This window comes from Mesorhizobium escarrei, from assembly GCF_935825525.1.
Lineage (GTDB): Bacteria > Pseudomonadota > Alphaproteobacteria > Rhizobiales > Rhizobiaceae > Mesorhizobium > Mesorhizobium escarrei.
In genome coordinates, this window is record NZ_CAKXZT010000152.1 from 1 (window position 1) to 11,186 (window position 11,186).

Here is an 11,186-nt window from a genome sequence, read left to right on the forward strand (position 1 = left end):
CGTCGTCACCATCAAAGAGTAATTTGGACTTAAACCGATCTGTCGCGGGCGCTGCCCGCGCCGCGCCAGAACAAGGAAGTGACGCATGAACGGACAGAATATCCGCATCCGCCTGAAGGCGTTTGATCACCGGGTGCTTGACGCCTCGACGCGGGAAATCGTGTCGACGGCCAAGCGCACCGGCGCCAACGTCCGCGGCCCCATTCCGCTGCCGACGCGGATCGAAAAGTTCACGGTCAACCGGTCGCCTCACGTCGACAAGAAGAGCCGCGAGCAGTTTGAGATGCGCACGCACAAGCGTCTGCTCGACATCGTCGATCCGACCCCGCAGACGGTCGACGCTTTGATGAAGCTCGATCTTGCCGCCGGTGTCGACGTCGAGATCAAGCTCTAAGGAACCAGAGCGGCGGGGCGACCCGGAACTCTGAAGGAACAAGAGGCGTGGAGGGGCGGCAGCCCCGACAGGGAACTCTGAAGGAACAAGAGGCGTGGAGGGGCGACAGCCCCGACAGGGAACTCTAAAGGAATTGAACCGATGCGTTCAGGTGTGATTGCAAAGAAGGTGGGAATGACCCGCATCTACAACGATGCCGGGGAACATGTTCCCGTCACGGTTCTCCAGATGGAGAACTGCCAGGTCGTGGCGCAGCGCACGCAGGAGAAGAACGGCTATACCGCCGTCCAGCTCGGCGTTGGCCTTGCCAAGGTGAAGAACACGTCGAAGGCGATGCGCGGCCATTTCGCGACCGCTTCCGTCGAGCCGAAGGCCAAGGTTGCCGAGTTCCGCGTCTCCGCCGACAACATGATCGATGTCGGCGCCGAGATCACCGTCGATCATTTTGTCGTCGGCCAGAAGGTCGATGTGACGGGAACCACGATCGGCAAGGGTTTCCAGGGCGTCATCAAGCGGCACCACATGGGCGGTGGCCGCGCGACCCACGGCAACTCGGTCTCGCACCGTACGCACGGCTCGACCGGCCAGCGCCAGGACCCGGGCAAGGTGTTCAAGGGCAAGCACATGGCCGGCCACATGGGTGACACCCGCGTCACCACGCAGAATGTCGAGGTCGTCTCGACCGATGCCGATCGCGGTCTGATCCTGATCCGCGGCGCGGTTCCCGGTTCGAAGGGCGCCTGGATCCTGGTCCGTGATGCGGCCAAGGTTGCGCTGCCGGCCAATGCGCCGAAGCCCGCCGCAACCCGCGCCATTGCAACCAATGATGGCGCCAAGAACGATGCCCCGGCCACAGTAGATGCCCCGGCCACAGAGGGAGCGGAATAATGGACCTCAAGATCACAACGCTTGGCGGCAAGGACGCCGGCAAGGTGAAACTCTCCGACGAGATATTCGGCCTTGATCCGCGCGAAGACATCCTGCAGCGCGTCGTGCGCTGGCAGCTTGCCAAGAAGCAGCAGGGCACGCACAAGACCAAGGGTCGCGCCGAGATCGCCCGCACCGGCGCCAAGATGTACAAGCAGAAGGGTACGGGCCGCGCCCGCCACCATTCGGCACGCGCTCCGCAGTTCCGCGGCGGCGGCAAGGCCCACGGCCCGGTCGTCCGCAGCCACGAGCACGATTTGCCGAAGAAGGTGCGCGCGCTGGGCCTCAAGCATGCTCTCTCGGCCAAGGCCAAGAGCGCCTCGCTCATCATCATCGATGAGCTGATGCTGACCGATGCCAAGACAAAGGCGCTGATCGCGAATTTCGCGACGCTGGGCCTGTCCAACGCCCTGCTGATCGGCGGCGCCGAGCTCGACAAGAATTTCAAGCTGGCGGCCACGAACATCCCGAACATCGACGTGCTGCCCATCCAGGGCATCAACGTCTACGACATTCTGCGCCGCGGCACGCTGGTCCTTTCGAAGGCCGCCGTCGAGGCTCTCGAGGAGCGCTTCAAATGACCGACCTTCGTCACTACGACGTGATCGTCTCGCCGGCGATCACCGAAAAGTCGACCATGGCTTCCGAGCAGAACCAGGTCGTCTTCAACGTCGCCAAGAAGGCGTCGAAGCCGGAAATCAAGGCTGCCGTCGAAGCGCTGTTCGGCGTCAAGGTGATGGCCGTGAACACGCTTGTCCGCAAGGGCAAGATCAAGCGCTTCCGCGGCACGATCGGCCGCCAGAGCGACGTCAAGAAGGCGATCGTGACGCTGGCCGACGGCCAGTCGATCGACGTCGCGACGGGTCTCTGAGCAAGACCGCGAGGACAACAGACATGGCACTGAAAAAATTCAACCCGATAACGCCGAGCACCCGCCAGCTGGTCATCGTCGACCGCTCAGGCCTCTACAAGGGCAAGCCCGTCAAGGGCCTGACCGAAGGCCTGACCAAATCGGGCGGCCGCAACAATTACGGCCGCATCACGGCCCGCTTCATCGGCGGCGGTCACAAGCGCACGTACCGCATCATCGACTTCAAGCGCCGCAAGGTCGACATTGTCGGCACGGTCGAGCGTATCGAATACGATCCGAACCGCAGCGCCTTCATCGCGCTGATCAAGTATGACGATGGCGAGCTGTCCTACATCATCGCTCCGCAGCGCCTTGCTGCCGGCGACAAGATCGTGGCCGGCGAAGCGGTCGACGTGAAGCCGGGCAATGCGATGCCGTTGGCCTCGATGCCGGTCGGCACGATCGTCCACAACATCGAGCTGAAGCCGGGCAAGGGCGCCCAGGTTGCCCGTTCGGCTGGCGGTTATGCCCAGCTCGTCGGCCGTGACCAGGGCATGGCGATCCTGCGCCTGAACTCAGGCGAGCAGCGTGTCGTCCACGGCTCGTGCATGGCCACTGTCGGCGCCGTGTCCAACCCGGACCACGGCAACATCAATGACGGCAAGGCAGGCCGCACGGTGTGGCGGGGAAAACGTCCGCACAACCGCGGCGTGACCATGAACCCGGTCGACCATCCGCACGGCGGCGGCGAAGGCCGCACCTCGGGTGGCCGCCATCCGGTTTCGCCTTGGGGCAAGCCGACCAAGGGCAAGAAGACGCGGTCCAATAAGGCGACCGACAAGTTCATCCTGCGCTCGCGCCATCAGCGCAAGAGCTAAGAAGAGGTAACGCCAAGTGACTCGTTCGATTTGGAAAGGCCCCTTCATCGACGGCTACCTTCTCAAGAAGGTGGACAAGGTTCGTGAAGGTGGTCGCAATGAGGTGATCAAGATGTGGAGCCGTCGCTCCACCATTCTGCCGCAGTTCGTCGGCTTCACCTTCGGTGTCTACAACGGCCAGAAGCACGTTCCCGTTTCGGTGAACGAGGACATGGTCGGCCACAAGTTCGGTGAATTCGCTCCGACCCGGACCTATTACGGTCATGGCGCGGATAAGAAGGCGAAGAGGAAATAATCATGGGCAAGGCCAAAGCTCCGCGCAGGCTTGCTGACAACGAAGCGCGCGCCGTGTTGCGCACGATCCGTATCAGCCCGCAAAAGCTGAACCTGGTTGCCGCGCTGATCCGCGGCAAGAAGGTCGCGACAGCGCTTTCCGATCTCGAATTCTCGACCAAGCGGATTTCCGGCACGGTCAAGAAGACGCTGGAATCGGCGATCGCCAACGCGGAAAACAACCACGACCTCGACGTCGATGCGCTGATCGTGGCGGAAGCCTATGTCGGCAAGTCGATCGTCATGAAGCGGTTCCATGCCCGTGGCCGTGGCCGCGCCAGCCGTATCGAGAAGCCGTTCTCGCACCTCACGATCGTCGTTCGTGAAGTCGAAGAAAAAGTGGAGGCCGCATAATGGGCCAGAAAATCAATCCGATCGGTCTGCGTCTCGGCATCAACCGCACCTGGGATTCGCGCTGGTTCGCCAACACCGGCGAGTACGGCAAGCTGCTGCATGAGGACATCAAGATCCGCAAGTATCTTGAGAAGGAACTCAAGCAGGCCGCGATTTCGAAGGTCGTGATCGAGCGTCCGCACAAGAAGTGCCGCGTCACCATCCACGCGGCGCGTCCGGGCCTGATCATCGGCAAGAAGGGCGCCGACATCGAGAAGCTTCGCAAGAAGCTGATGGAGATGACGAAGTCCGAGACGCATTTGAACATCGTCGAAGTGCGTAAGCCCGAGATCGACGCGACGCTGGTCGCCCAGTCGATCGCCCAGCAGCTCGAGCGCCGTATCGCGTTCCGCCGCGCCATGAAGCGCGCCGTGCAGTCGGCGATGCGCCTTGGTGCCGAAGGTATCCGCATCAACTGCGCCGGCCGTCTCGGCGGCGCCGAGATCGCGCGCATGGAATGGTACCGCGAAGGTCGCGTGCCGCTGCATACGCTGCGCGCCGACGTCGACTACGGCACGGCCGAAGCACACACTGCCTACGGCATCTGCGGCGTCAAGGTCTGGGTGTTCAAGGGCGAAATCCTCGAGCACGACCCGATGGCTTCGGAGCGCCGCGCCACCGAGGGCGATCATGCGCATGGCGGTGGTGGTGAGCGCGAACGCGGTCGCCGTCGCGAAAACGCCTGAGACAGTTGAGAATTTGGAGTTAGAACGATGCTGCAGCCAAAGCGCACAAAGTTCCGCAAGCAGTTCAAGGGTCGTATCCACGGTGCCGCCAAGGGTGGCACCAATCTGGATTTCGGCGGTTTCGGGCTGAAGGCGCTTGAGCCGAACCGCGTCACCGCGCGTGAGATCGAGGCGGCTCGCCGCGCGATCACCCGCGAGATGAAGCGCGCCGGCCGCGTCTGGATCCGTATCTTCCCGGACGTGCCGGTGACGTCGAAGCCGACCGAAGTCCGCATGGGCAAGGGCAAGGGCGCGGTCGATTACTGGGCGGCGCGCGTCAAGCCTGGCCGCATCATGTTCGAGATCGACGGCGTCAATGAGGAAACCGCCCGTGAGGCGCTGCGTCTCGGCGCGGCCAAGCTCTCGGTCAGGACGCGCTTCGTACAGCGCATCGCAGAATAAGGACGGGCTGATCATGAAAGCCGAAGACATCCGGACCAAGACCCAGGACCAGCTGACCGACGAATTGGCCAGCCTGAAGAAGGAGCAGTTCAACCTGCGCTTCCAGAAGGCCACCGGCCAGCTCGAGAAGACCGCGCGCGTGAGGCAGGTCCGCAAGGACATTGCGCGTATCAAGACCATCGCTGCGGAAAAGTCCGCGGCTAAGAAGGCTTAAGGACGAAAACCATGCCAAAGCGCATTCTGCAGGGCACCGTCGTCAGCGACAAAAACGAGAAGACGGTTGTCGTCAAGGTCGAACGGCGCTTCACGCATCCCGTGATGAAGAAGACCGTGCGCATGACCAAGAAGTACAAGGCGCACGACGAGAACAACGCCCACAAGGTCGGCGATCAGGTGTTCATCCAGGAATCGAAGCCGATTTCCAAGGACAAGCGCTGGACCGTCGTGTCTTCGGACCAGGCGTAAACAACGAATTTTGGACAGACCGGGGAGGGGCTTTGAGCCCGTCCCGTTAGAAGAGAAGAAGGCGGCCAGTCATGATTCAGATGCAAACAAACCTCGACGTCGCGGATAATTCCGGCGCCCGTCGTGTCATGTGCATCAAGGTGCTGGGCGGCTCGAAGCGGAAATACGCTTCCGTGGGCGACATCATCGTGGTGTCGATAAAGGAAGCCATCCCGCGCGGCCGCGTCAAGAAGGGCGATGTGATGAAGGCGGTCGTGGTTCGCACGGCCAAGGACATCCGCCGCCCGGACGGCAGCGTGATCCGTTTCGACAAGAACGCGGCCGTTCTCGTCGACAACAAGAAAGAGCCGATCGGCACGCGTATCTTTGGACCGGTCCCGCGCGAACTCCGCGCCAAGAACCACATGAAGATCATCTCGCTCGCGCCTGAAGTGCTGTAAGGAGCCGGACCAATGCAGAAGATTAGAAAAGGCGACAAGGTCGTCGTGCTGGCCGGCAAGGACAAGGGCCGTTCGGGCGAAGTCCTCTCGGTACAGCCGAAGGAAGACACCGCGCTGGTGCGCGGCGTCAACATGATCCGTCGTCACCAGAAGCAGTCCCAGTCCCAAGAGGGCGGGATCATCACCAAGGAAGCGCCGATCCAGCTGTCGAACATCGCGTTAGCCGACCCCAAGGATGGCAAGCCGACCCGTGTCGGCTTCATCTTCCAGAAGGACGGCAAGAAGGTGCGCGTCGCCAAGCGCTCGGGAGAAGTCATCAATGGCTAAGGCTCAAACCAAGCAGGCGACTGCCCAGAACACGCCGCGCCTCAAGCAGGTCTACAACGAGACCATCCGCAAGGCACTGCAGGAGCAGTTCGGCTACGAGAACGAGATGCAGGTTCCGCGCATCGACAAGATCGTGCTGAACATGGGCGTCGGCGAGGCGACCGGCGATTCGAAGAAGCCTTCGATCGCGGCCGAAGATCTTGCGCTGATCGCCGGCCAGAAGGCCGTCGTCACCCACGCGCGCAACTCGATCGCCGGCTTCAAGGTCCGCGAAAAGATGCCGATCGGCGCCAAGGTCACGCTGCGCAAGGAACGCATGTACGAGTTCCTCGACCGCCTCGTGAACATCGCGCTGCCGCGCGTCCGCGACTTCCGCGGGCTCAATCCGAAGAGCTTCGATGGCCGTGGCAACTATGCCATGGGCATCAAGGAACACATCGTGTTCCCGGAGATCAACTACGACAAGGTTGATCAGATCTGGGGCATGGACGTCATCGTTTGTACGACTGCGAAGACGGACGACGAAGCCAGGGCATTGCTCAAGGCCTTCAACTTCCCCTTCCGCCAGTAACGGCAGCGAGAAAAGGAAAAATCTGAAATGGCAAAGACCAGCTCAGTCGAGAAGAACAACAGGCGCCGCAAGCTTGTGGACCAGTACGCTGCCAAGCGTAAGGTCCTCAAGGCGATCATCATGGATCAGTCCAAGCCGATGGAAGAGCGCTTCCGCGCTCAGCTGAAGCTTGCGGCACTGCCGCGCAACTCGGCCAAGATCCGCATCCGCAACCGCTGCGAAGTCACCGGACGTCCGCGTGCCTACTATCGCAAGCTCAAAGTATCGCGCATCGCGCTCCGTGATCTCGGCAACAACGGCCAGATCCCGGGCCTGGTCAAGTCGAGCTGGTAAGGAGGACATAACATGTCATTGAGCGATCCTCTCGGCGATATGCTGACCCGCATCCGCAACGCCTATGGCCGCAAGAAGTCGAGCGTTTCAACGCCGGCCTCGCGCCTTCGCACCCGCGTCCTCGACGTGCTGAAGGCGGAAGGCTATATCCGCGACTACAGCCAGACCGACTTCGACAACGGCAAGTCCGAAATCGAAATCGAGCTGAAGTATTTCGACGGTGCGCCGGTCGTGCGCGAAATCGCCCGCGTCTCGAAGCCGGGCCGTCGCGTTTACGTATCGGCGAAGTCGATCCCGCACGTCGCCAACGGCCTCGGCATCGCCATCCTTTCGACACCGAAGGGCGTGATGGCCGACCACGAAGCGCGTGAACAGAATGTCGGCGGGGAAATCCTCTGCCAGATCTTCTGATCTGGAGCGCGATCCCGAACCGAACCACACAGTGAAAAGTGGAACCCGGCTTCGGACAAGATCACGCTCGAAACAGAGACCTGAAACAAGAGAAGTGACGAGGACAACAAAATGTCTCGTATTGGAAAGAAACCCGTTTCGCTGCCGCAGGGCGTGACCGCGACCGTCGACGGCCAGACCGTCACCGCGAAGGGCCCCAAGGGTGAGCTGAAGTTCGTGGTCAACGACGAAGTGCTGGTTAAGATGGAAGGCAGCGAGATCGCTGTCCAGCCACGCGACCAGACCAAGACCGCCCGTTCCAAATGGGGCATGTCGCGCACGCAGATCGTCAACATCCTGCAGGGCGTCAAGGACGGTTTCGAAAAGAAGCTCGAGATCACCGGCGTCGGCTATCGCGCCGCCATGCAGGGCAAGAACCTGCAGCTGGCGCTCGGCTTCAGCCATGACGTCGTCTACGAAACGCCGCAGGACATCACGATCACCGTGCCGAAGCCGACGGAAATCACCGTGACCGGCATCGACAAGCAGAAGGTCGGCCAGGTTGCTGCCGAGATACGCGAATATCGCGGTCCTGAGCCGTACAAGGGCAAGGGCGTTCGTTACGCTGGCGAGAAGATCGTCCGCAAGGAAGGCAAGAAGAAGTAATTTCGTCAATAGTGAATGGTGAATGGAAAAATGGCAGTAGGATAGAGCAGATGCCGGCTGGCACCTAGTTTCTACCTTTTACCATCTTTCCATTCACCATTCACTGCAAATCAACGCCGCGGGGAGCGGTCGCGGGAGGCTTGTCCTACCGCACAGGGTTGCCCCCGTTTTTTGAAGGCAAGGAACTGATATCATGGGCTCGAAAGAATCCACTCAACGCCGCGCTCAGCGCGTCCGCCGCCAGATCAAGAAGGTCGCCGGCGAGCGTCCGCGTCTGTCGGTCCACCGCACGTCGAAGAACATTTACGTCCAGGTCATCGACGACGCCAAGGGCCACACCATCGCTGCCGCCTCGACGCTGGAGAAGGACCTCAAGGGTTCGCTCAAGACCGGTGCCGACACTGCCGCCGCTGTGGCAATCGGCAAGCTGATTGCCGAACGTGCCTCGAAGGCCGGCGTCAAGGAAGTCGTCTTCGACCGCGGACCGTACATCTATCACGGCCGCGTCAAGGCGCTGGCCGAGGCTGCCCGCGAAGGGGGCTTGAGTTTCTAAAGCATGATCCCGAACCGGAGGTTTGCGCAGCAAAAAGTTGCAGACTTTTCGGATAAGATCATGCGAAGGGAAAAATGAGTTTCGCTCCCGGCAACCCACAGAGGTGCCGGATATCATCATCAACCGTGCTTCCGGAAAAAAACAAGGAACAGGATATGGCACAGGAACGTAGGGATGGCGGCCGCGGCCGTGATCGCGAAGAGCGCGACGACGGCATGGTGGACAAGCTCGTCCACATCAACCGCGTCGCCAAGGTCGTCAAGGGCGGCCGGCGCTTCGGCTTTGCAGCACTCGTCGTCGTCGGCGACCAGAAGGGCCGCGTCGGCTTCGGTCACGGCAAGGCGCGCGAAGTGCCAGAGGCGATCCGCAAGGCGACCGAATCGGCCAAGCGCGACATGATCTTCGTGCCGCTGCGCTCAGGCCGTACGCTGCATCACGACGTCGAGGGACGCTGGGGCGCCGGACGCGTTCTGCTGCGCGCTGCCAAGCAGGGTACCGGCATCATCGCCGGCGGCCCGATGCGCGCCGTCTTCGAGACGCTCGGCATGCATGACGTGGTCGCCAAGTCGATGGGTTCGTCGAACCCCTACAACATGGTTCGCGCCACCTTCGACGCGCTGAAGAGCCAGATGCATCCCAAGGATGTGGCTGCCGCGCGCGGCATCAAGTATTCGACCCTTCAGGCCCGCCGCGGCACCGCCGTTGCGGCCGAAGAATAGTCGCGCTGACCAGGGATTTTGACCATGGCCAAGAAAGCAACCAAGACCATCACCGTCGAGCAGATCGGTTCGCCGATCCGCCGGCCGAAGGAGCAGCGCGCGACGCTGGTCGGCCTCGGCCTCAACAAGATGCACAAGCAGCGCACGCTGGAGGACACCCCCTCCGTGCGCGGCATGATCGCTGCCGTCCAGCATCTCGTCCGCGTCGTGGACGAGGGCTGAACCAGAGCGCAGGAGAACTCAGATGAAACTCAACGATCTGCGTGACAAGGACGGCGCGACGCATTCCAGGAAGCGTCTCGGCCGTGGCATCGGCTCCGGCTCGGGCAAGACCGCCGGTCGCGGCGTCAAGGGCCAGAAGGCGCGCTCCGGCGTCGCCGTCAATGGCTTCGAGGGTGGCCAGATGCCGCTCTACCGGCGCTTGCCGAAGCGTGGCTTCAACAACATCTTCGCCAAGAGCTTTACCGTCGTGTCGCTGGCCCGCATCCAGGCCGCGCTCGATGCCAAGAAGCTCGACGCCAAGACGATCGTGACCGCCGAAGCGCTGGTCGCGGCCGGCGTCATCCGCCGCGTCAAGGACGGCGTGCGCATCCTCTCCGACGGTGTGATCAAGTCGAAGCTTGCCTTCGACGTGGCCGGCGCCTCCAAGGCTGCCATCGAGAAGATCGAAAAGGCCGGCGGTTCGGTGAAGTTGCCGGAAAAGGCAGCAGCCGAGTAACGGCGATTTGAAGCGCGATCGCAAGAGTGGGACACGTTTCGCTTTCGATTACGCTTTGATCCGATCAATATGGCGGCCGCGTCAACGCGGCCGCTTGCATGTTTGCAGTCCGGAGCTTATCTCGTGAGCTTCGGTGACACGCGCCGCCTGAGTTGCGGGCCATCGAGCGTGACCAAGCGGAGAATCAGGCATGGCTTCGGCTGCTGAACAACTAGCCTCGAATCTGAATTTCTCGGCCTTCGCCAAGGCGGAGGATCTGAAGAAGCGCATCTGGTTCACCGTTGGCGCGCTGCTCGTCTACCGGCTCGGCACCTATATCCCGCTGCCCGGCATCAATCCCGATGCTTTCGCCCAGGCCTTCTCGTCGCAGAGCAAGGGCGTGCTTGGCATGTTCAACATGTTCGCCGGTGGCGCCGTCGAGCGCATGGCGATCTTTGCCCTCGGCATCATGCCCTATATCTCCGCTTCCATCATCATGCAGCTGATGACCTCCGTCATCCCGTCACTGGAGGCGCTGAAGAAGGAAGGCGAGCAGGGCCGCAAGGTCATCAACCAGTATACCCGCTACGGCACCGTGCTTTTGGCGCTGGTCCAGGCCTACGGCATTGCGGTCGGACTGGAAGGCGGCAGCGGCATCGTCAGCGATCCCGGCATGTTCTTCCGCATCTCGACCGTCATCACGCTGGTCGGCGGCACCATGTTCCTGATGTGGCTCGGCGAGCAGATCACCGCCCGCGGCATCGGCAACGGCATTTCGTTGATCATCTTTGCCGGCATCGTCGCGGGCCTGCCGCAAGCCATCTCCGGTACGCTGGAACTTGGCCGCACCGGCGCGCTGTCGACCGGCCTGATCCTGGCGATCATCGTTCTCGCCGTCGTCGTCATCGCGCTGATCGTGTTCTTCGAGCGCGCCCAGCGGCGCTTGCTGATCCAGTATCCCAAGCGCCAGGTCGGCAACCGCATGTTCCAGGGCGACACCTCGCACCTGCCGCTCAAGCTCAACACGGCCGGCGTCATTCCGCCGATCTTCGCCTCTTCGCTGCTGTTGCTGCCGGCGACGGTCGCCGGCAGCAACAGCAGCGAAGAGGCGAAGATCGGCGGA

At 62.0% G+C, this 11,186-nt stretch carries 22 protein-coding genes; all 22 read left to right on the forward strand.

Going from position 1 to position 11,186, the window contains the following annotated elements:
* Positions 1-85: 85 nt before the first annotated feature.
* On the forward strand, positions 86-394 hold the full coding sequence (rpsJ, locus tag NMG80_RS27185; RefSeq protein ID WP_006205468.1) for a 30S ribosomal protein S10: 309 nt from the start codon (positions 86-88) through the stop codon (positions 392-394).
* 141 nt (positions 395-535) lie between these two features.
* Positions 536-1,282 carry a 50S ribosomal protein L3 gene (gene rplC / locus NMG80_RS27190; protein WP_254020980.1) on the forward strand — a complete coding sequence of 249 codons (747 nt, stop codon included), beginning with the start codon at positions 536-538 and terminating at the stop codon, positions 1,280-1,282.
* Positions 1,282-1,902, forward strand: coding sequence for a 50S ribosomal protein L4 (gene rplD / locus NMG80_RS27195; RefSeq protein WP_254020981.1), 621 nt, complete (start codon positions 1,282-1,284; stop codon positions 1,900-1,902). Before rplC ends, rplD begins: the two co-directional genes overlap by 1 nt.
* Positions 1,899-2,192 carry a 50S ribosomal protein L23 gene (locus tag NMG80_RS27200; RefSeq protein ID WP_010909275.1) on the forward strand — a complete coding sequence of 98 codons (294 nt, stop codon included), beginning with the start codon at positions 1,899-1,901 and terminating at the stop codon, positions 2,190-2,192. The genes rplD and NMG80_RS27200 overlap by 4 nt, the downstream gene beginning before the upstream one ends.
* 23 nt (positions 2,193-2,215) lie before the next feature.
* On the forward strand, positions 2,216-3,049 hold the full coding sequence (gene rplB, locus NMG80_RS27205) for a 50S ribosomal protein L2 (protein WP_254020982.1): 834 nt from the start codon (positions 2,216-2,218) through the stop codon (positions 3,047-3,049).
* A gap of 16 nt (positions 3,050-3,065) precedes the next feature.
* The gene (rpsS, locus tag NMG80_RS27210) at positions 3,066-3,344 is read left to right on the forward strand and encodes a 30S ribosomal protein S19 (RefSeq protein ID WP_006205463.1); all 279 of its coding nucleotides are present in this window, start codon (positions 3,066-3,068) and stop codon (positions 3,342-3,344) included.
* Between the two features lie 2 nt (positions 3,345-3,346).
* The gene (gene rplV, locus NMG80_RS27215; protein ID WP_254020983.1) at positions 3,347-3,736 is read left to right on the forward strand and encodes a 50S ribosomal protein L22; all 390 of its coding nucleotides are present in this window, start codon (positions 3,347-3,349) and stop codon (positions 3,734-3,736) included.
* Positions 3,736-4,461 (forward strand): 30S ribosomal protein S3, encoded by a 726-nt coding sequence (gene rpsC / locus NMG80_RS27220; RefSeq protein WP_077377560.1) that lies wholly within the window; start codon positions 3,736-3,738, stop codon positions 4,459-4,461. The genes rplV and rpsC overlap by 1 nt, the downstream gene beginning before the upstream one ends.
* 27 nt (positions 4,462-4,488) lie before the next feature.
* Positions 4,489-4,902 (forward strand): 50S ribosomal protein L16, encoded by a 414-nt coding sequence (rplP, locus tag NMG80_RS27225; RefSeq protein WP_023799290.1) that lies wholly within the window; start codon positions 4,489-4,491, stop codon positions 4,900-4,902.
* Between the two features lie 13 nt (positions 4,903-4,915).
* Complete coding sequence (rpmC, locus tag NMG80_RS27230; RefSeq protein WP_023799289.1) at positions 4,916-5,116, forward strand: 50S ribosomal protein L29; 201 nt, start codon at positions 4,916-4,918, stop codon at positions 5,114-5,116.
* An 11-nt stretch (positions 5,117-5,127) separates the two neighbouring features.
* A complete protein-coding gene (gene rpsQ, locus NMG80_RS27235; protein WP_023799288.1) occupies positions 5,128-5,367 on the forward strand; it encodes a 30S ribosomal protein S17 in 240 nt (79 codons plus the stop codon).
* 71 nt (positions 5,368-5,438) lie between these two features.
* Positions 5,439-5,807, forward strand: a complete 369-nt coding sequence (gene rplN, locus NMG80_RS27240) for a 50S ribosomal protein L14 (protein ID WP_006205457.1) — start codon at positions 5,439-5,441, stop codon at positions 5,805-5,807.
* A gap of 12 nt (positions 5,808-5,819) precedes the next feature.
* Positions 5,820-6,134: a 50S ribosomal protein L24 gene (gene rplX / locus NMG80_RS27245; RefSeq protein WP_013531428.1), complete on the forward strand. Its 315-nt coding sequence runs from the start codon at positions 5,820-5,822 to the stop codon at positions 6,132-6,134.
* Positions 6,127-6,705, forward strand: a complete 579-nt coding sequence (gene rplE, locus NMG80_RS27250) for a 50S ribosomal protein L5 (protein WP_023799287.1) — start codon at positions 6,127-6,129, stop codon at positions 6,703-6,705. Before rplX ends, rplE begins: the two co-directional genes overlap by 8 nt.
* Before the next feature lie 27 nt (positions 6,706-6,732).
* Positions 6,733-7,038, forward strand: coding sequence for a 30S ribosomal protein S14 (gene rpsN / locus NMG80_RS27255; RefSeq protein WP_023799286.1), 306 nt, complete (start codon positions 6,733-6,735; stop codon positions 7,036-7,038).
* A gap of 12 nt (positions 7,039-7,050) precedes the next feature.
* Positions 7,051-7,449, forward strand: a complete 399-nt coding sequence (rpsH, locus tag NMG80_RS27260; RefSeq protein ID WP_006205453.1) for a 30S ribosomal protein S8 — start codon at positions 7,051-7,053, stop codon at positions 7,447-7,449.
* Positions 7,450-7,560: 111 nt separating this feature from the next.
* Positions 7,561-8,094 carry a 50S ribosomal protein L6 gene (gene rplF / locus NMG80_RS27265; protein WP_023799285.1) on the forward strand — a complete coding sequence of 178 codons (534 nt, stop codon included), beginning with the start codon at positions 7,561-7,563 and terminating at the stop codon, positions 8,092-8,094.
* Between the two features lie 193 nt (positions 8,095-8,287).
* Complete coding sequence (gene rplR, locus NMG80_RS27270; RefSeq protein WP_029352225.1) at positions 8,288-8,647, forward strand: 50S ribosomal protein L18; 360 nt, start codon at positions 8,288-8,290, stop codon at positions 8,645-8,647.
* Positions 8,648-8,802: 155 nt separating this feature from the next.
* The gene (gene rpsE / locus NMG80_RS27275) at positions 8,803-9,366 is read left to right on the forward strand and encodes a 30S ribosomal protein S5 (protein WP_006333394.1); all 564 of its coding nucleotides are present in this window, start codon (positions 8,803-8,805) and stop codon (positions 9,364-9,366) included.
* Between the two features lie 24 nt (positions 9,367-9,390).
* On the forward strand, positions 9,391-9,588 hold the full coding sequence (gene rpmD, locus NMG80_RS27280; protein ID WP_006205449.1) for a 50S ribosomal protein L30: 198 nt from the start codon (positions 9,391-9,393) through the stop codon (positions 9,586-9,588).
* 22 nt (positions 9,589-9,610) lie between these two features.
* Positions 9,611-10,084 carry a 50S ribosomal protein L15 gene (rplO, locus tag NMG80_RS27285; RefSeq protein ID WP_254020984.1) on the forward strand — a complete coding sequence of 158 codons (474 nt, stop codon included), beginning with the start codon at positions 9,611-9,613 and terminating at the stop codon, positions 10,082-10,084.
* Between the two features lie 190 nt (positions 10,085-10,274).
* A partial coding sequence (gene secY, locus NMG80_RS27290; RefSeq protein ID WP_254020985.1) for a preprotein translocase subunit SecY occupies positions 10,275-11,186 on the forward strand: 912 nt, incomplete at its 3' end.